The 22580-nt window shown below is 67.2% G+C and carries 20 protein-coding genes and 1 tRNA gene; 4 read left to right on the forward strand and 17 right to left on the reverse strand.

Annotation, left to right across the window (positions count from 1 at the left end):
• Window positions 1-13: 13 nt before the first annotated feature.
• Window positions 14-2095, forward strand: coding sequence for an ATP-dependent DNA helicase RecG (gene recG / locus WV31_RS07800; protein WP_085373027.1), 2082 nt, complete (start codon window positions 14-16; stop codon window positions 2093-2095).
• Between the two features lie 92 nt (window positions 2096-2187).
• On the opposite strand, the gene WV31_RS07805 is transcribed toward recG, so the two are convergent.
• From WV31_RS07805 to WV31_RS07855, 11 genes are all read right to left on the reverse strand, one after another.
• Window positions 2188-2946 (reverse strand): inositol monophosphatase family protein, encoded by a 759-nt coding sequence (locus WV31_RS07805; protein ID WP_085373028.1) that lies wholly within the window; start codon window positions 2944-2946, stop codon window positions 2188-2190.
• Window positions 2946-4253 (reverse strand): GTPase HflX, encoded by a 1308-nt coding sequence (gene hflX, locus WV31_RS07810; protein WP_085373029.1) that lies wholly within the window; start codon window positions 4251-4253, stop codon window positions 2946-2948. The genes WV31_RS07805 and hflX overlap by 1 nt, the downstream gene beginning before the upstream one ends.
• Entirely contained in the window at window positions 4254-4508 is a 255-nt protein-coding gene (hfq, locus tag WV31_RS07815) for an RNA chaperone Hfq (RefSeq protein ID WP_008617630.1), read from the reverse strand.
• 103 nt (window positions 4509-4611) lie between these two features.
• Entirely contained in the window at window positions 4612-5271 is a 660-nt protein-coding gene (locus tag WV31_RS07820) for an HAD family hydrolase (protein WP_085373030.1), read from the reverse strand.
• The gene (gene trkA, locus WV31_RS07825; protein ID WP_085373031.1) at window positions 5271-6647 is read right to left on the reverse strand and encodes a Trk system potassium transporter TrkA; all 1377 of its coding nucleotides are present in this window, start codon (window positions 6645-6647) and stop codon (window positions 5271-5273) included. Before trkA ends, WV31_RS07820 begins: the two co-directional genes overlap by 1 nt.
• Window positions 6644-8035: a nitrogen assimilation response regulator NtrX gene (ntrX, locus tag WV31_RS07830; RefSeq protein ID WP_085373032.1), complete on the reverse strand. Its 1392-nt coding sequence runs from the start codon at window positions 8033-8035 to the stop codon at window positions 6644-6646. The genes trkA and ntrX overlap by 4 nt, the downstream gene beginning before the upstream one ends.
• Window positions 8025-10262 carry a sensor histidine kinase NtrY-like gene (locus tag WV31_RS07835; protein WP_085373033.1) on the reverse strand — a complete coding sequence of 746 codons (2238 nt, stop codon included), beginning with the start codon at window positions 10260-10262 and terminating at the stop codon, window positions 8025-8027. Before WV31_RS07835 ends, ntrX begins: the two co-directional genes overlap by 11 nt.
• Window positions 10263-11717, reverse strand: coding sequence for a nitrogen regulation protein NR(I) (gene ntrC / locus WV31_RS07840; protein WP_085375522.1), 1455 nt, complete (start codon window positions 11715-11717; stop codon window positions 10263-10265).
• 5 nt (window positions 11718-11722) lie between these two features.
• Window positions 11723-12844: a two-component system sensor histidine kinase NtrB gene (locus WV31_RS07845; RefSeq protein WP_085373034.1), complete on the reverse strand. Its 1122-nt coding sequence runs from the start codon at window positions 12842-12844 to the stop codon at window positions 11723-11725.
• Entirely contained in the window at window positions 12844-13851 is a 1008-nt protein-coding gene (gene dusB, locus WV31_RS07850) for a tRNA dihydrouridine synthase DusB (protein WP_085373035.1), read from the reverse strand. Before dusB ends, WV31_RS07845 begins: the two co-directional genes overlap by 1 nt.
• Window positions 13852-13917: 66 nt before the next feature.
• The gene (locus tag WV31_RS07855) at window positions 13918-14721 is read right to left on the reverse strand and encodes a cytochrome C assembly family protein (RefSeq protein WP_085373036.1); all 804 of its coding nucleotides are present in this window, start codon (window positions 14719-14721) and stop codon (window positions 13918-13920) included.
• A gap of 93 nt (window positions 14722-14814) precedes the next feature.
• On the opposite strand from WV31_RS07855, the gene WV31_RS07860 reads away from it, so the two are divergent.
• The gene (locus WV31_RS07860) at window positions 14815-15969 is read left to right on the forward strand and encodes a bifunctional 2-C-methyl-D-erythritol 4-phosphate cytidylyltransferase/2-C-methyl-D-erythritol 2,4-cyclodiphosphate synthase (protein ID WP_085373037.1); all 1155 of its coding nucleotides are present in this window, start codon (window positions 14815-14817) and stop codon (window positions 15967-15969) included.
• A gap of 1 nt (window position 15970) precedes the next feature.
• Here the strand turns inward: WV31_RS07860 and cutA are convergent, their stop codons facing one another.
• Both cutA and WV31_RS07870 read right to left on the reverse strand, forming a co-directional pair.
• A complete protein-coding gene (gene cutA / locus WV31_RS07865) occupies window positions 15971-16288 on the reverse strand; it encodes a divalent-cation tolerance protein CutA (RefSeq protein WP_237051539.1) in 318 nt (105 codons plus the stop codon).
• Window positions 16289-16495: 207 nt separating this feature from the next.
• Window positions 16496-17599: a hypothetical protein gene (locus WV31_RS07870; RefSeq protein ID WP_085373039.1), complete on the reverse strand. Its 1104-nt coding sequence runs from the start codon at window positions 17597-17599 to the stop codon at window positions 16496-16498.
• A gap of 124 nt (window positions 17600-17723) precedes the next feature.
• Between WV31_RS07870 and WV31_RS07875 the strand changes: the two genes are divergently transcribed.
• The gene (locus WV31_RS07875; RefSeq protein WP_085373040.1) at window positions 17724-18713 is read left to right on the forward strand and encodes a dihydroorotate dehydrogenase-like protein; all 990 of its coding nucleotides are present in this window, start codon (window positions 17724-17726) and stop codon (window positions 18711-18713) included.
• 149 nt (window positions 18714-18862) lie between these two features.
• The gene (locus WV31_RS22010) at window positions 18863-19006 is read left to right on the forward strand and encodes a hypothetical protein (protein ID WP_168185875.1); all 144 of its coding nucleotides are present in this window, start codon (window positions 18863-18865) and stop codon (window positions 19004-19006) included.
• Between the two features lie 4 nt (window positions 19007-19010).
• Here WV31_RS22010 and WV31_RS07880 read toward each other — a convergent pair whose 3' ends face one another.
• From WV31_RS07880 to WV31_RS07895, 4 genes are all read right to left on the reverse strand, one after another.
• Window positions 19011-21401: a tetratricopeptide repeat protein gene (locus WV31_RS07880; RefSeq protein WP_085373041.1), complete on the reverse strand. Its 2391-nt coding sequence runs from the start codon at window positions 21399-21401 to the stop codon at window positions 19011-19013.
• Window positions 21402-21465: 64 nt separating this feature from the next.
• A tRNA-Pro gene (locus WV31_RS07885) sits at window positions 21466-21542 on the reverse strand.
• A 142-nt stretch (window positions 21543-21684) separates the two neighbouring features.
• Complete coding sequence (locus WV31_RS07890; protein WP_085373042.1) at window positions 21685-22236, reverse strand: MerR family transcriptional regulator; 552 nt, start codon at window positions 22234-22236, stop codon at window positions 21685-21687.
• Window positions 22233-22553 carry an integration host factor subunit alpha gene (locus tag WV31_RS07895; protein ID WP_085373043.1) on the reverse strand — a complete coding sequence of 107 codons (321 nt, stop codon included), beginning with the start codon at window positions 22551-22553 and terminating at the stop codon, window positions 22233-22235. Before WV31_RS07895 ends, WV31_RS07890 begins: the two co-directional genes overlap by 4 nt.
• Window positions 22554-22580: the final 27 nt, after the last annotated feature.

Below are 22580 nucleotides of genomic sequence, written 5' to 3' on the forward strand. Positions count from 1 at the left end.
ATGTCAGCCCGCCATGCGCCCCCAGGTTCTGTTTCCCCTCTTCGCCCCGGTGACCAGCCTGCCCGGCATCGGGCCGCGCCTTGCGCCCTTGTATCAGCGGCTGGTGGGCGACAAGGTTCTGGACCTCTTGTGGCACCTGCCCACCGGCGTCATCGACCGCCGCTTCGCGCCCAAGGTGGCCGACGCCCCCCACGGCAAGATCGCCACCCTGACGCTTAGGGTGGACGCCCATTTCCCCTCCTCGTCCCCGAAGCGCCCCTACCGGGTGCGCCTTGGCGACGAGACCGGCTTCCTGCATCTGGTGTTCTTCCACGGGCGCGAGGACTGGCTGAGAAAACAATTGCCCGAGGGCGAGATTCGGGTGGTCAGCGGCCAGGTCGAGCATTTCAACAACGAGATCCAGATCAGCCACCCCGACCACATCGTGCCCCTGGACCAGATCGCCCAGGTCATGGCGGTCGAGCCGGTCTACGGGCTGACCGCCGGGCTGACGGGCCGCGCCGTGGCCAAGACGGTGGCGGCGGCCGTCGCCAAGGCCCCGGACTTGCCGGAATGGCAGGAGCCCCACTGGCTGGCACGCCAGAACTGGCCCGACTGGCGCACCTCCCTTAACCAGCTCCACCATCCCGAGGACGAGCGGGCCGCCACCGGCGACACCCCGGCCCGCCGGCGTCTGGCCTTCGACGAATTGCTGGCCAACCAGCTGGCTCTGGCCATGGTCCGCGCCCAGATGCGAAAGCTCAAGGGCCGCGCCCTGGCGGGCGACGGCAGCTTGCGCGCCAAGGTGATGGCCGCCCTGCCCTATACCCTGACCGGGGCGCAAAGCCGCTCGCTGGCCGAGATCGACGCCGACATGGCCCAGCCCCTGCGCATGCTGCGCCTGCTTCAGGGTGATGTGGGCAGCGGCAAGACGGTGGTGGCGCTGCTCGCCATGCTCACCGCCGTGGAGGCCGGGGCCCAGGCGGCCATGATGGCGCCCACCGAAATCCTGGCCCGCCAGCATTACGCCGGCATCGCGCCTTTGGCCGAGGCGGCGGGCCTCAAGGTCGCTTTGCTCACCGGGCGCGACAAGGGCAAGGCCCGTCAGGCGGTCCTCGACGGGCTGGCCTCGGGCGAGATTCATATTCTGCTCGGCACCCACGCCTTGTTCCAGGAGGACGTGGCCTTCAAGGACCTGGCGCTCGCCGTGATCGACGAGCAGCACCGCTTCGGCGTGCACCAGCGCCTGGAACTGGCGGCCAAGGGGCTGGCGGTGGACATGCTGGTGATGACCGCCACCCCCATTCCCCGCACCTTGCTGCTCACCGCCTATGGCGACATGGACGCCTCGCGCCTGGACGAGAAGCCGCCGGGCAGGAAGCCCATCGACACCCGCGTGGTACCGCTGGCCCGCCTGGACGAGATGGTGGCCGGCATCGGCCGCGCCATCGCCTCCGGCGCCCGGGCCTATTGGGTCTGCCCGCTGGTGGAGGAATCCGAGACGTCCGATCTGGCGGCGGCCGAGGAACGCCACCGCCATCTCTCCCAGGTGTTCGGCGACCGGGTCGGCCTCGTCCACGGCAAGATGAAACCCACCCTCAAGGACAAGGTGATGGCCGAGTTCGCCGCAGGCCACCTGGATATCCTGGTGGCCACCACGGTGATCGAGGTTGGCGTCGACGTGCCCGACGCCAACATCATGGTCATCGAGCATGCCGAGCGCTTCGGCCTTGCCCAACTGCACCAGCTGCGCGGCCGGGTCGGGCGCGGCACCAAGGACTCCCGCTGCCTGCTGCTTTACGGCCATCCCCTGGGCGAAGTGGCCAAGGCGAGGCTCGAGATCATGCGCGCCACCGAGGACGGCTTCAGAATCGCCGAGGAGGATCTGCGCCTTCGGGGCGGCGGCGAGATGCTGGGCACCCGCCAGAGCGGCCTGCCCGAATTCCGCCTCGCCGATCTGGCCATCCACGGCGATCTGCTGGCCGCCGCCCGCGACGATGCGCGGCTGATCCTTGAACGTGACCCGGAGCTGTCCAGCCCGCGCGGCGAGGCGCTGCGCGTCCTGCTTTATCTCTTCGAGCGCGACGCGGCGGTCAGGACCCTGCGGTCGGGTTAGGAGCAGACTCACTCCAATGACCGTCATGGCCCCTCGGGTCAAGCCCGAGGGCGACGAAATGGAAAAGCGATCACACCAAATTCAGACAGCCCCTACTCGATCACCGCCTGCAGCGATGTCCAGGTCCCGGCGGTGGGGGCCAGCAGCAGGCTGCCCTCTTGCGCCCTGGGGCGATAAGGCATCCCGCTGGTCAGCGCCGCATAACCGCCGGATTCGGCGTGGATCAGCACCCCGGCGGCGTGGTCCCAGGGCATCAGGCGGTTGTAATGGGCGAAGTGCAGCTTGCCCGTTACCAGATCCATATAATCGTGGGCGGCGCTGCCCTTGCGGGTGCATTTGGCCACCATTGAGGCCAGCCGTCCCGAACGCTTGACCGAACCGGTGAGATCGGCCAGCGGCGCGGTGGGCAGCACGGCCAGACACTCCGCTCCCAGCCGGGCCCCGCCCCCCAGTTCAGCAACGATCATCCGCTCGCCCAGGGGATCGAATATCCACCCCCCCACGGTCACCCCGTCGCGCACCAGGGCAACGATCACGGCGAAGCGGGGATTGCCCTTGGCGAAATTGCCGGTGCCGTCCACCGGATCGATGATCCAGACGGCTCCATCCTGTTCCAGCGCCTTGAGCAAAGCGGGATCGGCGGCCACCGCCTCCTCGCCCACCACATTGGAGCCGGGGATCAGGTCGCGCAGCCGGCGGGTCATCACCCGCTCGGCCTCGGTATCGGCCTCGGTGACCAGTTCGCCCGGCCGCTTCTCACGGATCTGCCCGGCCGACAGATGGTTGAAGCGGGGCAGGATTTCCTCGGCCGCCGCTTCCCGGATGATGGAGGCCACCTTGTCGAAATCCATCATGCCCCCCTGCCCCCGGCCTTGCGCTGGTGAAAGCGCTTGACGTCGGCGGGGTCGAGCTTGACCCGCATGAAGGCCTGGGCCTCGTCGTCGCGCCGCGCCACCACCTCGCCATGGCTGTAGAGCCAGGCGATGGAGGCGCCGTCGGACAGGGGCAGCGCCACGTCCAGGGTTTCGCGCGCCGCGCCCAGGCGGCGGTCCAGCTCGGCCAGCAGGTCGTCGACCCCTTCGCCGGTCACCGCCGACAGCGCCATGGCGCCGTTGCGGCGCTTGGCCTGGTTGAGAACCTCCTCGCGCCCCGGCCCGTCCAGAAGGTCGATCTTGTTCAGCGCCTCCACCAGCCCGCGGTCCACCACCTCGGACAGTCCCAGCTCGCGCAGCACGGTGTCCACGTCGGCGGCCTGGGCCTCGGTGTCGGGATGGGAGACGTCGCGCACATGCACCACAACGTCGGCCTCCAGCACTTCCTCCAGGGTGGCGCGGAAGGCGGCGACCAGCTCGTGCGGCAGGTCGGAGATGAAGCCCACGGTGTCCGACAGGATGATCTTGCGCCCCGACGGCAGCACCAGGGTGCGCATGGTGGGGTCCAGCGTGGCGAACAGCATGTCCTTGGCCATGACCTCGGCCCGGGTCAGCTGGTTGAACAGCGTGGACTTGCCGGCATTGGTATAGCCCACCAGGGCGACGATGGGATAAGGCACCTTGCGCCGCGCCTTGCGGTGCAGTTCGCGGGTGCGCTTGACGTCTTCCAGCTCGCGTTCCAGCTTGACGATGCGCTCGCCGATCATGCGGCGGTCGGCCTCGATCTGGGTCTCGCCGGGGCCGCCCAGGAAGCCGAAGCCGCCCCGCTGGCGCTCCAGATGGGTCCACGAGCGCACCAGTCGCGAGCGCTGGTAGCTGAGCGCCGCCAGTTCCACCTGCAGCGTGCCCTCGCGGGTCCGGGCGCGGGCGCCGAAAATCTCGAGAATCAGGCCGGTGCGGTCGATGACCTTGCAGCCCCAGGCTTTTTCCAGGTTGCGTTGCTGCACCGGCGACAGGTGGCCGTCCACCACCGCCAGATCCACCTCGCGCTCCTTGACCAGTTCGGCCAGCCGCTCCACCGCGCCCTTGCCCATCAGGGTGGCGGGGCGGACCTTGGCGACGTTGACCGCCTCGGCGGCGACGATGTCGAGGTCGATGGCCCCGGCCAGCCCGACCGCTTCGGCCAGGCGGGCGTCAGGCAGGCGTGACCCCTCCCCGCCCTTGAAGGCGGGGTGGATCACCATGGCGCGGCTGGGCGCCGCCTGTGTGGAACCGGTTTCTCCCACCTATTCTTCGCCGTTTTCCTTGATCGGAGGCTCGAACAGAGAGATGGGGGTCGACGGCATCACCGTCGAGATGGCGTGCTTGTACACCAGTTGGGTATGGCCATCGCGGCGCAGCAGCACCGAGAAGTTGTCGAACCAGGTGACGATACCCTGAAGCTTCACGCCGTTGACCAGGAAGATGGTGACGGGCGTCTTGTTCTTGCGGATGTAGTTGAGGAACACATCCTGTACATTCTGCGATTTTTCGGCGGACATGATTGGAATCCGTTCTTATTGGCCGATCTTGATTATTGGAGTGCGGCTGGGCACCTACCCCGTTGAACCCTTGTCGTTACCACCATTTCCAACAGATGGGAACCTATAGTTCTCGGACAAGATGGGCGAGGTCCATGCAGGCCCGCAGGAAACGGGCGGGCGGATGGGCGAACTCGCCTTCGGCCGGGACCTCGGGCCGCATCACGATGGGGGTGCAGCCCGAGTTGACGGCGCAATGGGTATCGATGGGCGAATCGCCCACGAACCACACATGGCGTCCGGCCTCGATGCCGGTTCCGGCCAAAGCCAGATGGACGGGTGCTGCGGCCGGCTTGTCGGCCGGGGCGTCGTCAGCGCCCACAAGGCGGACGAAATGGCCGCTCCAGCCCATGATTTCGGCTTCCTTGCGCAGGAAGCCGCCCCGCTTGTTGCTGACCACCGCCAGAACCAGCCCCTCGGCCCGAAGCGCGCCCAGCATCTCGGCGGCACCGGGCAGCGGGTTGAGGTAATCGAGATGAATGGACTCGAAGCTCTTGGTGAAGACGTCGCGGGCTTCCGGCCAGCGTTCGCCGAACATGGCGGGAAAGGAATCGCGCATGGAGGCGGCCACCCGTTCCCGTGTCTCGTCCAGACTCCATTCCGGCATGCCGAAATGACGGAAGGTCATGTTGTAGGATTCCTGGATGCACACCCAGGAATCCACCAGGGTGTTGTCCCAGTCGAAAATCACCGCCGTGGGGCGGACCAGCGGCAATCCGGGCATCAGAAATATTCCAGCCGGACCGAGAACATCTTCTCGACCTTCTTCACCGCGTCGGCGGTGGCGAACAGGATGACGCGGTCGCCGGGATGGATCACCGTGCTGCCCCTGGGGCTCACCACCTTGCCGTCGTGAACCACGGCGCCCAGCAGCACGCCGGCCGGCAGCTTGACGTCCCTGAGCGGCTTGCCCACCAGGGACGAGGTTTCCAGCGCGTCGGCCTCGATCAGTTCGCCGAAGCCTTCATGGAGGGAATGCACGGCGTGGATACGGCCGCGGCGCACATGCTGGAGGATGTTGGAGACGGTGATGGCGCGGGGATTGATGGCCACGTCGATGCCCAGCGGCGCCACCAGGGAATTGTAGGTGGTCTTGTTGATCAGCGCCATGGTGCGGCGGCAGCCGTAACGCTTGGCCAAGAGGCCCGACAGGATGTTGGTCTCGTCGTCGTTGGTGACGGCCACCACGGCCTCGGCGGCGCCCACCGAGGCTTCCTCGAGGATTTCCGGGTCGAGCGCGTCGCCATGGATGACCACGGTATGGCCCACCGCCTTGGCCGCGAACTCGGCGCGCTCCTTGTTGGACTCGATGATCTTGATGGAGGTGTTGGGCCGGGCCGCTTCCAGCTGCTGGGCCAGGAACAGGCCGATATTGCCGCCGCCGAAGATGACGATGCGCCGCGCCTCCTGGTCCTCGCGGCCAAACGCGGTCAGCGCCCGGTCCACATGCTCCGTATCGACGACGAAATAGACCTCGTCGCCCTCCAGCATCTGGTCCTCGGAGGTGGGCACGATGGCCTTGCCGTCGCGCACGATGCCGATGATGACGATGGCCAGATCGGGGAACAGTACGGTGAGCTGGCGCAAGGGCGTGTTGATCAGCGGGCAGTTCCCGGTGCAGCGCACCCCGATCAGCCGGACCTTGTCGCCCACCAGCGGAATGACGTCGATGGCGCCCGGCACCTGCAGGCGCTTGGTGATGGCGCGGGCCACCTCGATCTCGGGACTGATGATCACGTCGATGGGCAGATGCTCGCGCGAGAACAGATTGGCCCAGATGGGGGCCAGATAGCTCTGGCTGCGCACGCGGGCGATCTTGGTCGGCACGTTGAACAGCGAGTGCGCCACCTGGCAGGCCACCATGTTGACCTCGTCGGCGGCGGTCACCGCGATGATCATGTCGGCGTCGCCGGCGCCGGCCTGTTCCAGCACCGCCGGATGGGAGGCGAAGCCCAGCACCACCTGGACGTCAAGCGTATCGCTGACCTTGCGGATGAGGTCCGGGCGCTGGTCGATGATGGTGACGTCGTTGTTCTCGCCCGCCAGATAGTGGGCGATGTTGAAGCCGACCTGGCCGGCGCCGCAGACTATGACCTTCATTTCTTTTCGTCCGTGTTGACGCCAAGCAGCTTGAGCTTGCGGTGAAGGGCGGAACGTTCCATGCCGACGAAGGCGGCGGTGCGCGATATGTTGCCGGCGAAACGGTTGACCTGGGCCAGCAGGTATTCCCGCTCGAACAGCTCGCGCGCCTCGCGCAACGGCAGCGTCATGATCTCGCTGGATTTGTCCCAGCGCAGAACCGCCGGAGTGATGGCGCCGATCTCGCCGGGCAGCATGTCGGCGCGGATGGGCTCACGCGCGTCGCCCGGCGCCATGATCAGCAGCCAGTCCATGACGTTCCGGAGCTGGCGCACGTTGCCCGGCCAGTCATAGGCCTGCAGCGCCGCCAGGGCATCCTCGCCCACCAAGCGGGGCTGGACACCGGCGGCGGCGGCGGCCAGCGTCATGAAGTGGCGCGCCAGGACCGGAATGTCCTCGCGCCGGTCGCGCAACGCCGGCATCTTCACCGGCACCACGTTGAGGCGGTAGAACAGATCCTCGCGGAAATGCCCGGCATTCATCTCGGATTGCAGGTCGCGGTTGGTCGACGCGATGACGCGCACATCCACCTCGACCCGCTTGCCGCCGCCCACCCGCTCGAACATCTGGTCCTGCAGGACACGCACGATCTTGCCCTGGGTCTCCAGCGGCATGTCGGCCACCTCGTCCAGCAGCAAGGTGCCGCCATGGGCCTGTTCGAAGGTGCCGATCTTGCGCGGGGAATCAAGACCGTCCAGGCCGTGTTCTGTACCGAACAGCTCCATCTCCATGCGGTCGGGGTGCATGGCTGCGCAGTTCAGGACCACGAACGGCCCCTCGGCCCGGCGCGAGCGGGCGTGAATCTGCCGGGCGACGATTTCCTTGCCCGAACCGGCCGGACCGGTGATCAACACGCGGGAATTGGTGGGCGCCACCTTGTCGATGGCCTGGCGCACCTGCATGATGCCCAGCGCGCCGCCGACCAGTTCGCCGGCGGAACCGGAGCGGAGCTTCAGCTCCTCGTTCTCGCGGCGCAGCCGGGCGGCCTCGATGGCGCGCTCCACCACCAAAAGCAGGCGGTCGGCCTTGAACGGCTTCTCGATGAAGTCGTAGGCGCCCTGCTTGATGGCCTGCACGGCGGTCTCGATGTTGCCGTGGCCGGAGATCATCACCACCGGCACTTCCGGATGGTCGCGCTTGACGGCGTCCAGCACTTCCAGCCCGTCCAGGCGCGAGCCTTGCAGCCAGATGTCCTGGATCACCAGATTGGGCCGCCGGGCGCGGATGCCCTCGAGGGCCTCGTCCGAATTGGCGGCCTCGCGGGTGTTGTGCCCCTCGTCCTCGAGAATACCGGCGATCAAGGCGCGGATATCGGCCTCGTCGTCGACGATCAGGATGTCATGCGCCATGGGTTACCGTGGTATCGCCGTTTGCCTGAAACTGTTGCGGCTGTTCGGAGAGCGGGAAGACCAGCCCGATCCGCGCGCCTCCCCCAGGCGCGTCCTCAAGATACAGATCACCGCCGTGGTCTTCCATGATCTTCTTGACGATGGCCAGACCCAGGCCGGTGCCCTTGCTCCGCGTGGTGACGTAGGGCTCGGTCAGCCGTTCCCGGTTCTCGGTGGGCAGGCCCTTGCCGTTGTCCTCCACCGTCACCACCAGCCGTTCGTCCTGGGCGACCAGGCTGAGCGACACCCGGCCGCGGGGCGCCTCCGGGTCGTCGCGGCCATGGATGGCCTCCACCGCGTTCTTCAACAGGTTGGTCAGCGCCTGGCCGATCAGGCGGCCGTCGCACATCACCGGCACCTTGCCCTCGGGCAATTGATGGACGAACTCCACGTCGGGATTGCCGGTCTTTTGCAGGAACACCGCCTGGCGGCAGATGTCGTTCAGGTCGTCGGGCTTGATCTGTGGCGCCGGCATGCGGGCGAAGGACGAGAACTCGTCCACCATGCGCCCGATGTCGCCCACCTGGCGGACGATGGTCTCCACCAGATTGACGTAGGTTTCAGGATCGCTCTGTATCTCCTTGAGATATTTGCGCTTCAGCCGCTCGGCCGACAGCTGGATGGGGGTGAGCGGATTCTTGATCTCGTGGGCGATGCGCCGCGCCACGTCGGCCCAGGCGGCCTTGCGCTGGGCCGAGACCAGCTCGGTGATGTCGTCGAAGGTCACCACATAGCCGATGATTTCGGCTTCGAGACGCTCGGCGGCGACGCGCACCAGCAGCATGCGGGCCCGCCCGCCCGGCGTGGACAGCCGCACCTCGCGTTGGATCAGCTTGTCGGGGCGGCGAACGGCCTCGTCCAAAGGCTCGGCCAGATCGGGGATGACCGCCCGGATATCCTGGCCCACCTGCTCCTCGAGATTGATGCCGAGCAGTTCGCCGGCCGAACGGTTGGGCAGATGGATGCGCCCGCCGGAATCCAGGCCGATGACGCCGGACGTCACGCCGGCCAGCACCGTTTCGGTGAAGCGGCGGCGCTCGTCCAGCTCGCGGTTGGCGTCCACCAGCTCCTGGCGCTGGCTGGACAGCTGGTGGGTCATGCGGTTGAAGGCGCGGCTCAATACGCCGATCTCGTCGGCGGCGTCCTCGGCGACGCGGGCGTCGAGATCGCCGGAGCGCACCTTCTCGGCGGCGTCGATCAGCCGGCCGATGGGGGTGGCCAGCTTCACCGCCATGGACAGGCCCACCCAGATGGCGGTCAGCACCAGGAGCAGCGCCACCAGGGCGAAAATCAGCGAGAAGGCCCGTTCCAGCCCCGACAGGCGGCCTTCCAGACGTTCATACTGGGTCACCGCCTCGGAGGTCTGGGCCATGTAGCCGATGACCTTGGGATCGACGAAGCGGCCCACATAGAGGAAGGTGTCGCCGAACAGGCCCTGCAACTGCACCAGCGCCTTGACCCGGTCCTCGCCCGAGCCCGACAACACCACCACATCGCCGCTCCGCGCCTTGTCCAGCGCCCAGGCCGGAATCTGGTCGATGCTGGCCTCCACCGCGAAGATCAGGCCGGAGCGGGCCAGGATATTGCCGCGGGTATCGAAGACGATGGCCTCGGTCAGGCCGCGAATGGCGGCCTGGGTACCGACGAACTGGCCGAAATGCTGGGGCGAGCGCAGCAGCAGCGGGCCCTCGCGGTTGATGTCGTTGGCCATGGCCAGGGCATCGCCGCCGATGATGCGCTTGTGCTCCTCGAGATAGGCGTGGGCCACTTCCAGCGAGGCGTTGAGCGCGGTGCGCACCCGGTCCGAGAACCAGCTTTCCACCCCGTACTTGAAGAAGGCGGTGGAGCCCACGCTCATCAGCACCGAGGGCGTCACCGCCACCAGGGCGAACAGCATGATGAAGCGCAGATGCAGGCGCGACCCCGAGGCTCCGCGCCGCCGGGCCTTCAGGACGTCCAGAACCCGATAGCCGACCACGCCGCCAAGGGCCGCCAGCAGCACCCCGTCGGTGGCCAGCAGCGACAGGACGACACGGGGATCGGGACCGGTGGGCCCCGCCCCGCCGCCGCCCATCACCCAGACGGTGGCGACGATGGCGGGAATGGAGGCGAAGGTCAGCCCATAGGCCAGCCGGCGGGCCAGATCGACCCGGCGCGACCAGTGGCGTATGCGGCGGCCGAACGCCATCTATTTCAGGCCGCGGCTGATCTGGATGTCCAGGTCCTTGATCTTCTTGCGCAAGGTGTTGCGGTTGACGCCCAGCAGGTGGGCAGCCTTGATCTGGTTGCCCCGCGTCGCTTCGAGAGCGATGGTGACCAGCGGACGCTCCACCTCGCGCAGCACCCGGTCATAGACCCCGGCGGGCGGCAGGTTGTCGCCGTGATTGCCGAAATATTCGCGCAGGTGCCGCTCCACCGTGGCGGACAGGCCTTCGCCCTCCACGCCGCCACTGATGGCATCGGCGTGGGGCGTGCCCCCCACCAGTTCCTGCTCGATGACCTCGATGCCGATCACTTCCTGGGAATAGAGGGCGGCAAGACGGCGGACCAGATTCTCCAGCTCGCGCACGTTGCCCGGCCAGCGGTGCTTGCGCAGCCGGTCCATGGCCTGGCCGTCGATGGTCTTGGACGGCAGCCCCTCGGACCCGGCCTGGGCCAGGAAATGACGGATCAGCTCGGGGATGTCCTCGGAGCGCTCGCGCAGGGGCGGCAGGCGGATGGGCACCACGTTCAAGCGGTAGAACAGATCCTCGCGGAACAGGCCCTGGCGGATCAGCTGGGTCAGGTCGCGATGGGTGGCGGCGACGATGCGCACATTGGCGCGGATGGGGGTACGCCCGCCCACCGTGGTGTACTCCCCCTCCTGCAGCACGCGCAGCAGGCGGGTCTGGGCCTCGGGCGGCATGTCGCCGATCTCGTCGAGGAACAGGGTCCCGCCCTCGGCCTGCTCGAAGCGGCCGGCAGCCCGCTGGGTGGCGCCGGTAAACGCCCCCTTCTCGTGGCCGAACAGCTCGCTCTCGATCAGCTCGCGCGGGATGGCGGCCATGTTGATGGCCACGAAGGGACCGTTGCGGCGCTTGCCGTAATCGTGCAGCGCCCGGGCCACCAGTTCCTTGCCGGTGCCCGATTCGCCGGTGATCATCACCGACAGGTCGGTACTCATCAGCCGCGCCAGGGTGCGGTAGATCTCCTGCATGGCGGGCGAGCGGCCGATCAGGGGCAGCTTCTCCTCGTCCTCGGCCCCCGCCGCCTCGGTGGGAGCGGCGCGCGGCGTCGAAAGAGCCCGGCCGACCACGTTGACCAGCTCCTTCAGGTCGAAGGGCTTGGGCAGGTATTCGAAGGCGCCCCGCTGAGTGGCCTTGACGGCGGTGAGCAGGGTGTTCTGGGCGCTCATGACGATGATGCGCAGCTCGGGCCGGATCTTCTTGATGCGCGGCAGCAGGTCCAGGCCGCTCTCGTCGGGCATCACCACGTCGGTGATGACCAGATCGCCCTCGCCTTCCGACACCCAGCGCCACAGGGTGGAGGCGTTGCCGGTGGTGCGGACTTCGTAGCCGGCCCGGCCCAGGGCCTGGGACAGCACCGTGCGGATGCCCCGGTCGTCGTCGGCCACCAGGATGGTGGCGGTGGTGGTGGTGGTCATGGTGCTCACTTGCCGTCCCCATCCTGGACCATGGGCAGCATCACCCGGAAGATGGTCCGCCTTGGCACGCTGTCGAATTCGATCACGCCGCCGTGGTCGCCGATGATCTTGGCCACCAGGGCGAGGCCCAGCCCGCTGCCCGACGTCTTGGTGGTGACGAAGGCGTCGAACAGGTTGGGCTTCAGGTCCTCGGGGATGCCGGGGCCGTTGTCCTGAATGCTGACCACCAGCGGCAGGTGGCGCCGGGTCTCGCTGCCCGGCAGGGCCAGACGCACGCCGTGCTGGTAGCCGGTGGAGACGACGATCTCGCCGCCCTCCTCCGGCACCGCCTCGGCGGCGTTCTTCACCAGATTGAGGAAGACCTGGACCAGCTGGTCGCGGTCGCCCAGAACCGGCGGCAGCGAGGGGTCGTAATTCTCGATGACCCGCACATTGCGGGCGAAGCCGGCCTCGGCGATGCGGCGCACGTGTTCCAGCACCCGGTGGATGTTGACGGCGCCGCGCTCCACGCTGGGATTGTCGGAGAACGCCTCCATGCGGTCCACCAGCGCCACGATGCGGTCGGCCTCGTCGCAGATGAGGCGGGTCAGCACCCGGTCCTCTTCGATGGCATTCTGCTCCAGCAACTGGGCGGCGCCGCGGATGCCCGACAGCGGGTTCTTCACCTCGTGCGCCAGGATGGCCGCCATGGCGGTCACCGAGCGCGCCGCGTTGCGGCTGGTGAGCTGCGCCCCGATCTTCAGCGCGATGGACTGCTCGTGCAGGCTGATCACCACGGCGCCGGCCGTCTCGATGATGGGCGAGACCTGCACGGTGACGGTGCGGTGCCCGGTGCGCGGCGTGTCCAGCGTCACGCCATGCTCGGCCACCGAGATGTTGCCGTCGCGCGCCTGGGCCACCAGGGACAGGATGGGCGAATCGGGCGGCAGGAAATCGGTGGCCGGGTGGCCGATCAGATAGGCGGCGCCGCAGGCGAACAGCTGCTCGGCCGCGCCGTTGGCGTAATGGATGCGGTTCTCGGAATCCAGCGCCAGCACGGCGGCGCCCAGCGCACTCAGCACGGTGGCGGGGTCGAAGGTGGAGCTGGACAGGCCGCGCTTCAGGGCCGCGACGATGGGAATGGGCATCAGGCGGCGGCCTTTTCCAGCAGGGGGGCGTAGAAACCGGCGATGACCCGGCGCATGACCTCCGGATCGTTGGTGCGGTTGATCTCGGCGCGGAACTCGGCCGAGCCCGGCAAGCCCTTGGAATACCAGCCCATGTGCTTGCGGGCGATGCGCACGCCCGGTTCGGAGCCGTAATGGACCAGCATGGCGTCCAGATGGCCCAGGATGATCTCCATCTGCTCGGGCAGCGTCGGGTCGGGGCGCCGCTCGCCGGTGGCGAGATAGTGGGCCACCTGCCCCGGCAGCCAGGGACGGCCATAGGTGCCGCGCCCGATCATCACCCCGTCGGCGCCCGACATCTCCAGCATGCGCACGGCGTCGTCGATGCTTTCCACGTCGCCGTTGCCGATCACCGGAATGGAGACGGCGCGCTTGACCTCGCCGATGAAGGCCCAGTCGGCCTGGCCGGTATACATCTGGTTACGGGTACGGCCGTGCACCGTCACCATGCGGATGCCGCACTCCTCGGCGACGCGGGCCAGGCTGGGGGCGTTGCGGCTGTTCATGTCCCAGCCGGTGCGCATCTTCAGCGTGACGGGAATATCCACCGCCTTGACCACGGCGCTCATGATGCGGGCCGCCAGATTCTCGTTGCGCATCAGGGCCGAGCCGGCCTCGCCCTTCAACGCCACCTTCTTCACCGGGCAGCCCATGTTGATGTCGATGATGGCGGCGCCCAAATCCTGGTTCAGCCTGGCGGCCTCGGCCATCACCTTGGGCTCGCAGCCGGCCAGCTGCACCGACATGGGGAATTCCTCGGCGGTGTGTTGCGCCATCTGCATGGTCTGGCGGTTCTGGCGGATCATGGCCTGGCTGGCGATCATCTCCGAGACGACCAGACCGGCCCCCAGGCGCTTGACCAGCCTGCGGTTGGGCATGTCGGTGACGCCGGCCATGGGAGCCAGGATGACCGGATTGTCCAGGGTCACCGACCCGATGGAGATGGTCTTGCGCGTGATCTGTGCCATGGCTGCGTATTTATTATGCAGACGCCGCACAATGCAACGGCAAAAGCTGCCTGGAAAAAAAGCAGCTCAGTGCGTAACCAGCACCTGGGTCACGAACTTGACCCCGGGATAGGCCAGGGTCAGCAGCAGATAGGCCAGCAGCACCACGCGGGCGGCCACCCGGCCGCGCACGCCGCACACCCGGTGACCGATCAGCAGCAGGCCGATCAGCCCAAAGGCCAGCAGCGACAGCAGGGTCTTGTGCGACAGCACCAGCACCGCCCCGCTCTCGAAATACTGGGTGGCCATGCCGGTGGCGAGCCCTAAGCCCAGCACCGCTTCCGAGGCCAGCAGCAGGCGCCCGGCCAGGGTCTCGCCATCGGCGACGCTGGGCAGCATGCGGGTGAGCTGGGTGGGCGCCTTGTGCTTCAAGGCGCGTTCCTGCAGGAAGGTGGCCAGCGAGGCCACCGCCGCCAGGGTCAGCAGGGCATAGGTCAGAACCGAAACGACGATGTGCAGATCCAGCCAGGCGGCGGGCACCTGCCCGCTGAGCGGCGGGGCCGCCTCCACCCACTGGACCAGCGAGGCCAGCAGGCCCAGCGCCGCCAGGAACGGCATCAGCAGCGGCGCCAGCCGCCACCCCTGGGCGGTGGCGTGGGCCAGCGCGGCGAACAGCGCGGCGGTGGCGGCGATGGACACCCACAGCGCGGCCGACAGGCTGGTCAGCCACTGGGCGCTCATCTGGGAATAGGCCCACAGCGCCGGTCCGGCGACCGCCAGAGCCAGGCACAGGCGGAACTGGGCGCTTCGCCCCTCGCCGGCGCGAAGAGCCACCAGCGCGGCGGGCAGCAGCGCCAACAGGGCGACGATGTTGAGGACCAGGGACGACATGGGCGGACTATATCATCCTTTGCGGCGGTGCAAAGGGGTGACAGCGCCGGTCCGCTCGCATAGTCTGTCGCCCCTATTTCCAGGAGAGCGAGAATGGCCAAGACGGTTGTGCTGGTGGTGGCGGCGGGGCGCGGACGGCGGTTCGGCGGCGACCTGCCCAAGCAATACCATGACCTGGCCGGGCGCATGGTGCTGCGCCACACCCTGGCGGCCTTCGCCACCAATCCCGAAATCGGCGCGGTGCGCGCCGTCATCCATCCCGACGACCGCCAGCTCTACGACATGGCCGCCGCCGGCCTCAACCTGCTGGAGCCGGTGCATGGCGGCGAGACCCGCCAGGACAGCGTGCGGCTCGGCCTGGACAGCCTGAAGGATCTCAATCCGGGCAAGGTGCTGATCCATGACGGGGCGCGGCCCTTCATCGACCACGGCACCATCGGCCGGGTGATCCGCGCCCTGGACCGCCATCCCGGCGCCCTGCCGGTGATGCCGGTGGTGGACACCCTGAAGAAGGGCAAGGACGGTTTCGTCGCCGACACGGTGGACCGCTCCGCCCTGTTCCGCGCCCAGACCCCCCAGGGCTTCCGCTATACCGAGATTCTTGCCGCTCATCATGCGGTGATCGGCAATGAGCTCACCGACGACGCCGCCGTGGCGGAAAAGGCCGGGCTGGCGGTGGAACTGGTGGCGGGCTCCGAGGACAACGTCAAGATCACCTCCGCCGCCGATCTGGAGCGGGCGCGCCGTCTGTTCGACGGCGCCGGCGAGGTGCGCTCGGCCTCGGGCTATGACGTCCACCGTTTCGACCCGGCCAAGAAGGCCGTCTGGCTGTGCGGCGTTGAAGTGCCCCACGATTCCGGCCTGGAAGGCCATTCCGATGCCGACGTGGCGCTGCACGCGCTCACCGACGCGGTGCTGGGCGCCATCGCCGCCGGCGACATCGGCCACCACTTCCCGCCCACCGATCCCAAGTGGAAGGGCGCCGCCTCGGACCAGTTCCTGGCCCATGCCGGCTCGCTGGTCACCGCCAAGGGCGGGCGCATCGTCAACGTGGACATCACCATCATCTGCGAGCGCCCCAAGGTGGGGCCGCATCGCGCCGCCATGGCGGCCAGGGTGGCGGAAATCCTGGGCATCTCCCAGGACAGGGTCAGCGTCAAGGCCACCACCACCGAAGGCCTGGGCTTCACCGGCCGCAAGGAGGGCATCGCCGCCCAGGCCATGGCGTCGGTCTGGCTTCCACGCTAGGTCAGCCGCCCGTCTCGGTCCTGATCCAGTCGAGATAGGCCGGATTGCCCGCCTCGATGGGCAGGGCCACCACGCAGGGGCAGGCGTAGGCGTGCAGTTCCCGCACCCGGGCGATGACCGTATCCACCAGTTCGCCGCGGGTTTTGCCGACCAGCACCGCCTCGGATTCCTCGCAGACCTTGCCGTCCCACCAATAAACCGAGGTGGCGCCATCCAGCACGTTGGCGCAGGCGATCAGTCGCTCGCCCACCAGGGCGCGGGCCAGAACGAGCGCCGCCTCCCGGTCGGGGGCGGTGATGTAAATCATCTTTTCAGTCAATGGCTTATCCCCCTATTCATCAGAAATGCGGGGCGTGCCCTTTGGCCAAACGGGCACGCCCCACGAGTCTGTTCAGGTCATCCCGGAAGAGGAGATCGAACCGGGAGCCCTCACCGGTCCGGTACCACGGCACCGCCAACCGATGTCACGCATATGTGAATTGGGTAAACGGATTTCGATACCCCCACGTGACAAATCTGTCCCCATTCAACTTCTTTCGCAGATGCCGGTCTCGGCGGCCAGCATGCGGTCGATGAATTCAGCCGCCTGCTCGTTGCCTTCAGCCGAGCCAACGCTTTGCCCGGGAAGGGAAAACAACTTTTGAAGTTGAGAGTCCAGATCGCCGAGCAGGTCCTCCAACGATACCGCCAGCGCCTTGGTGTGCGCCATCAGCCAGTCATCCATGGCCGGAGATTCCGGCCAGTCGGGGCGGGCCACGTAGAGAACCGGCGTTCCCGACAACCCGGCCTCGGAAAAGGTGCCGTAGCCCGGCTTGGTGACGATCACGTCGACCGATGCCGCCAGATCGGAAAACGGCAGCCCGATGTGACGCAACGGCCGGATATCGTCGCGGCCCGGCGGACTCTCCTGGGCGCTGATCCAGCTCCAGCCGGGGACTTTGGGCCACTTCGCCATGGGAAGGTCGTGGTCGATGCCGCCGAAAGCCACCAATCCCACCCCGCCCTGCCCCAATCCGGTCATTTCGTCCCGGCGGTTCCTGCCCCGTCGCGCCACCGTACCGATGTCGACCACGTTGTCGAGGCTGGGCATGTCCATGGAAGGCGTGACCCGCAGGAAGGCCCGGGCGGAATTGTAGGAGTCCCGCATCATGGCCCAGACGGCATCGGCTTGCGGCCGGTCGCCCAGGTAATGGCGGTAGATGTCGGCCCAGTTCAGCGAGCTGAGCGCCACCGCAGCAATGCCGGCGCGGGCGGCGGCGGCCAGGGTGACGAAGGGCACGTTGGCCAGCACCACGTCGGGCCGGGCCTGACGCAGGCGGTCGGCCTCGGCCTCGACCACCCGGTCGAAATCCGCAAGCAGCTCACCATAGGCCGCCGCCGAGGCGTCCAGGTCCACCCTGGTGGCCGACAGCATCTTCAGCCCGAAATCGGGAATCCCGGCCACATACTCGAACTCGGGGCCGTAGCGCTCCTCCAGGAAGGTTCTCGGAACGCCGGTCTGGATGGTCAACCGCAAATCGGGCCGGCGGCGGCGAAGGGCGGCAATGACCGGCGCGGTCATGGCGGCGTGGCCATAGCCATGGGGCGAGAGGGCCAGCCAGAGATGCTTGGGGGCAGTTGGGTGCGGCATGACTTGGAACGAACCGGAAGAGCAATACGGCACGCACCATATCCGTTTCCGTCTTGCCGCGCGAGCCCGGCCGGGTCTACCCTTTCACTCGCGCAACATTCGCCCAGACTTAAGGACAGACGCCATGAATCTCGCCACCCGCTATCTCGGCCTCGACCTGAAGAATCCCCTGGTGGTCTCGGCGTCTCCACTGGCTCTGGACATCGGCAATTCCCGCCGGCTGGAGGATTGCGGCGCGGCGGCCATCGTGCTGCCCTCCATCTTCCAGGAAGACATGGAGAACGAGATCGACGAGATCGAGCGCCTGATTTGTGAGGGCAATTCCGAGGCTTTCTCGTACTTCCCCGCCAATATCAGCGCCAATGCGGGGCCCAAGAACTACCTCGACCTGATCCGCCGCACCAGGGAGGCGGTGGACATTCCGGTGATCGCCAGCCTGAACGGCACCACGCGGACCGGCTGGACCGACTACGCCACCCAGATCCAGCAGGCGGGCGCCAGCGCCATCGAGCTGAACGTCTATCTGCTGCCCACCGACATGGACATGAGCGGCACCGAGGTGGAATCGCGCTACCTGGAAATCCTGGAAGATGTGAAGGCGGCGGTATCGCTGCCCGTCTCCATGAAGCTCAGCCCCTATTTCAGCTCGGTGGGCAACATGGTGAAGGTGCTCGACCAGCACGGCGTCGATGGCGTGGTGCTGTTCAACCGCTTCTACCAGCCCGACATCGACCTGGAGGAACTGAAGCTGGTGCGCGACCTCAAGCTCAGCCACAAGGGCGAGATCCGCCTTCCCCTGCTGTGGATCGCCACCCTGGCCGGCAAGATCAAGGCCTCCATCGCCGCCAGTTCCGGCGTCCAGACCGCCGCCGAGGTGGTGAAGTACCTGTTCGTCGGCGCCGACGTGGTGATGACCACCTCGGCCCTGATGCGCCACGGCGTCGATTACATGAAGACCCTCCATGACGGATTGGTCGCCGAGCTCAAGGAGCGCGAGGCCGAATCCGTCGCCGACATCCGTGGCCGCATGAGCCGGGGCGCCACCAAGGATCTGGCCGCCTTCGATCGCGTCAACTATATCCGCATCCTCAGGGGCGGCGCCTACAACGCTTGATTTTGTTGTATTTTCGACGAGAAAGGCCCGGTCATTCCGACCGGGCCTTTTGCATGGTGGCTATTCGGAATCAGATAAATTCCAAACCTTGAATGTGACATTGGTCAATTATATAACGACCGCCAGATGACCAATGACAGAGGTACCCCATGGCCGCCAACCCGACCTGCAAGACCGAATGCCGTATTCCCCGCGTGGTCGGCTATGCCGCCATCGTGGTAGCCGGTGCGGTGATCGGCTCGACGCTGTTCGGCTGGGCGATCATCGCGCTGACCACCATTCTGCGCGACTGAGCGGTCAGACCGAGAAGGCCTCGGGCGGCAACCCAGCCCGTGCCCGCTCGATCATCAGCTCATAGGCCCGCTCCAGGTCGCGGGTGAAGCTTTGGTTGTCGAACAGGGGCAGGCGCCCCCGCCCCTCCTCCAGATGCCGGCGCAAGCCGGCCAGACGCGCCGGGTCATTGGCCAGCGCCACCGCCGTCTCGACGAAGGCCGCCGGAGAACGGGTGACAAGCTCCGGCAATCCGGCAGCCTGCAGCACGCTCGACGCCACCCGGCCGGGGAAACTGCTTCCCTCGCGGGTCAGCAACGGCAATCCCATCCACAACGCATCCACGGCCGAGCCGTGGGCATTGTAGGGGAGTGCGTCGAGGAACAGGTCGGCCAGACGATGGCGGTCCAGATGGGCCTCGAATTCCACACGGGGGGCAAAGACCAGACGGTCGGAATCAATCCCCGCCTTTCCGGCGTGGCCGCGCAGAAACTCACGCGTCGAATCGGCGCCGTCCAGCAGCCACAGGACGCTGCCGGGAACCTTGCCCAGCACCTCCATCCACAGCTTGAACGTGGACGGCGTGATCTTCTGGTGGCCATGGAAGGCGCAGAACACGATGCCGTCCTCGGGCAGCCCCATCTCGGCGCGGCCGGGTCCCGCCGGCGGCAAGGCGCGCGAGGAATCCGAGGGAAGATAGCAATGGGGAAGATAGACCAGCCGCTCGGTGAAATATTCCTGCTCCGATGGCGGAACCACCACCGGGTCGACCACCAGGTAATCGGCAAAATCCGCCCCCAGGGTGCCGACATAGCCCAGATAGCTGACCTGAACCGGCGCGGGGCGCAGGGCCAGCAGGCCGGTGCGGTTGTATTGGGTATAGCCCGACAGGTTGATCAGGATGTCGATGCCGTCGTCACGGATACGGGCGGCCGCCTCGGCAAGGTCAAGGTCGGCGATGTCGGTGAACTGATCGACGGCGGCCATGACCCGCCGGCGTTCCTCGCTGTCGTCGTCGGGCCCGCAGGAATAGGCATGGACCGTAAAGCGTCCGCGATCATGGCGCTCGAGAAGATCGGTGACGATCTGAGCTCCGGGATGACGACGGAAATCCGCCGACAGGTAGCCCAGACGGATCGGCCCATCCGATGACGGCCGGGCCGGAGCCAGCCGCCCGGCCTTGGACAGGGCCTTTTGCTCCACCTCCGCCGCCCACAGCCGGGCGCAGGCCAGTTGCTCGCCCGGAGTCGCATCCAGGGACATGAAGACGAAGGGATCGACGCCCCCGTCTGCGCCGGCGCGGACGAGAGCGCGCAGCACCTCCTCGTCGGCGGCCAGATCATCCCAGTCGCACAGCTGCCGGCGCGCATGAACCAGTTCACAGCGGGAATCGGCATCGTCGGGCATCAACTCCACCGCCCGGCGGTAATCGGACAGCGCCTCATCGAATCGGCTCTGATCGGTGAGCAGCTTGCCGCGATTGAGATGGGCCGCGCCGTTGTCGGGCTGAAGCTCGATCACCCGGGCGTACTTGTTCAGGGCCAGATCCACATTGCCCATCCGGCGCAGGACGACCCCCATGTTGAGGTAGGCCGAAACATATTCGGGATCGCGGGCGGTGGCGCGGTCATAGGCCTCGGCGGCCTCGGGGAGACAGCCCTGGTCCTGCAGCGCCCGGCCCAGATTATAGGGGTACAGCGCATTGTTGCTGTCCAGTTCCTCGGCCCGGCGGAAGCAATCCGCCGCATCCCCGATCCGGCCGAGCTGGGCCAGCGCCACCCCCTTGTCGGCGTAGACCTCGGCGATGCCGGGGTCCAGGGCGAGCAGCCTGTCCCACGCCTCCACCGCCTCCTCCCAGCGGCCGAGCGCCATCAGCAGCGCCCCCCGATTACCATGGGCCTTGACCATGGCCGGAGACACGGAAACCGCCCGGGCAAAAGCCTCCAGGGCATCCTGGTTCTCACCGGCGGCGCGGTAGGCCAGCCCCAGATTGCACCAGGCATCGGCATTGTCGGGGGCCAGGGCCAATCCCTTGCGGAACTGCTCGACGCAATCCTGGTGGCGTCCCTGGGCGGAATAGAGCAATGCGAGACCGAAACGATGCTCGCCCACCCCCGGCTCCATCTCGCACAGCCGGATGAATTCGGCCTCGGCCTCCTTGGGGCGTCCGGCCGCCTGCAGCACCAGGGCCAGATTGCGGGCGATACGGGCGTCTTCCGGCGCCAGACAGGATGCCCGCTTCAGAAGATCCATGGATTCGCTGACCCGCCGGCTCTGCGCCATCAATACGCCGAGCGCGTACATGGCCTCGGTGTGATCAGGCCGGGCCGCCAGGACGCGGCGATAGGAGGATTCCGCATCGGCATGCTTTCCCGCCCGATGGGCCGCTTGGGCCTGGGCCAGAATATCCTCGATCATCGCTAATCCTCCCCTGGCGGAAAAACGGCCCGGCTCATCTTCCGTGAGCCGGGCCGTCGAACTTTGGTCGGAGCGACAGGATTCGAACCTGCGACCCCCAGTCCCCCAGACTGATGCGCTACCGGGCTGCGCTACGCTCCGACCACGGTGGCCGAGGCCACCGAAACCTGTGTTCCCCGGCGGAAAACCGCCCTGGGAGGGGGAAGAACCGGCGGGGTGTGCCGGGAGAGGGGCGCACTATAGTCAGGCCGCCCGGCCAACGCAACCCAGTTCTTCAAGGATTTTAACGCGCCCGCAACAGGGCCCGCAATTGCTCCAGCTCGGCCAGGATATCCTCGAGCTCGTGGCGCAGATTGGGGCCGATTGCCCCCTGCGCCGCCGGAAGATCCTCGCCGCCGCCGACGATGGTGCGGATGACGTCATGGCGGGCCTCGTCCTCCTCGACGAGCAGATCGTCGGCCTCGTCATCGTCGTCATGCTCGTCGGGATGGTCGAGACCCAGCGACAGCTCGGGCTCGGCGGCGCGGGCCGGAGCCGGGGCATGGGCTTCCTTGGCCCCGCCCTCCTTCAACAGCTTCTGCACGCCCTTGATGGTGTAGCCTTCGCTGTAGAGCAGGTCGCGGATGCGGCGCAGCAGCGCCACGTCGTCGGGACGGTAATAGCGCCGCCCGCCGCCGCGCTTCAACGGCTTGACCTGGGGGAACTTGCCCTCCCAGAAGCGGAGCACGTGCTGGGGAACGTCGAGGTCGTCGGCGACCTCGCTGATGGTACGGAACGCCGCCTCGGACTTGCCGTTGCGCCGGGCCGTATTCTCTTCCCCGTCATCGCCGGTCATTTGGTCGCGCTACGCTTGGCGGACATGCCGTCGTTGATCTTCTTCTTCAACAGCTGCGACGGCCGGAACACCAGCACCCGGCGCGGCGTGATGGGCACTTCCTCACCGGTCTTGGGATTGCGGCCGATGCGCTGGCCCTTGGAGCGGACCGAGAAGCTGCCGAACGACGAAATCTTCACCGCATCGCCCTTGGCCAGGGCGCCGGCGATCTCGTCCAGCACCGCTTCCAGCAGATCGGCGGATTCGTTGCGCGACAGCCCCACCTCCTGGTAGACGGCCTCGCTCAGTTGCGCCCGCGTAATGGTCTTGTCAGTCATGACGCCCCAGTCGGTGAAAGAATCCGA

This window comes from Magnetospirillum sp. ME-1 (assembly GCF_002105535.1).
GTDB lineage: Bacteria > Pseudomonadota > Alphaproteobacteria > Rhodospirillales > Magnetospirillaceae > Phaeospirillum.

Excerpts from the sequence above, each read along its gene's own strand:
- WV31_RS07845 (WP_085373034.1), bottom strand. The coding sequence starts at position 12,844 with ATGCCCATTCCCATCGTCGCGGCCCTGAAGCGCGGCCTGTCCAGCTCC.
- ntrC (WP_085375522.1), bottom strand. The coding sequence starts at position 11,717 with ATGACCACCACCACCACCGCCACCATCCTGGTGGCCGACGACGACCGG.
- WV31_RS07875 (WP_085373040.1), top strand. The coding sequence starts at position 17,724 with ATGAATCTCGCCACCCGCTATCTCGGCCTCGACCTGAAGAATCCCCTG.
- WV31_RS07860 (WP_085373037.1), top strand. The coding sequence starts at position 14,815 with ATGGCCAAGACGGTTGTGCTGGTGGTGGCGGCGGGGCGCGGACGGCGG.
- WV31_RS07870 (WP_085373039.1), bottom strand. The coding sequence starts at position 17,599 with ATGCCGCACCCAACTGCCCCCAAGCATCTCTGGCTGGCCCTCTCGCCC.
- hfq (WP_008617630.1), bottom strand. The coding sequence starts at position 4,508 with ATGTCCGCCGAAAAATCGCAGAATGTACAGGATGTGTTCCTCAACTAC.
- WV31_RS22010 (WP_168185875.1), top strand. The coding sequence starts at position 18,863 with ATGGCCGCCAACCCGACCTGCAAGACCGAATGCCGTATTCCCCGCGTG.
- ntrX (WP_085373032.1), bottom strand. The coding sequence starts at position 8,035 with ATGGCGCATGACATCCTGATCGTCGACGACGAGGCCGATATCCGCGCC.
- WV31_RS07880 (WP_085373041.1), bottom strand. The coding sequence starts at position 21,401 with ATGATCGAGGATATTCTGGCCCAGGCCCAAGCGGCCCATCGGGCGGGA.
- WV31_RS07890 (WP_085373042.1), bottom strand. The coding sequence starts at position 22,236 with ATGACCGGCGATGACGGGGAAGAGAATACGGCCCGGCGCAACGGCAAG.
- WV31_RS07895 (WP_085373043.1), bottom strand. The coding sequence starts at position 22,553 with ATGACTGACAAGACCATTACGCGGGCGCAACTGAGCGAGGCCGTCTAC.
- WV31_RS07820 (WP_085373030.1), bottom strand. The coding sequence starts at position 5,271 with ATGCCCGGATTGCCGCTGGTCCGCCCCACGGCGGTGATTTTCGACTGG.
- WV31_RS07835 (WP_085373033.1), bottom strand. The coding sequence starts at position 10,262 with ATGGCGTTCGGCCGCCGCATACGCCACTGGTCGCGCCGGGTCGATCTG.
- WV31_RS07805 (WP_085373028.1), bottom strand. The coding sequence starts at position 2,946 with ATGGATTTCGACAAGGTGGCCTCCATCATCCGGGAAGCGGCGGCCGAG.
- WV31_RS07855 (WP_085373036.1), bottom strand. The coding sequence starts at position 14,721 with ATGTCGTCCCTGGTCCTCAACATCGTCGCCCTGTTGGCGCTGCTGCCC.
- dusB (WP_085373035.1), bottom strand. The coding sequence starts at position 13,851 with ATGGCACAGATCACGCGCAAGACCATCTCCATCGGGTCGGTGACCCTG.
- recG (WP_085373027.1), top strand. The coding sequence starts at position 14 with ATGCGCCCCCAGGTTCTGTTTCCCCTCTTCGCCCCGGTGACCAGCCTG.
- trkA (WP_085373031.1), bottom strand. The coding sequence starts at position 6,647 with ATGAAGGTCATAGTCTGCGGCGCCGGCCAGGTCGGCTTCAACATCGCC.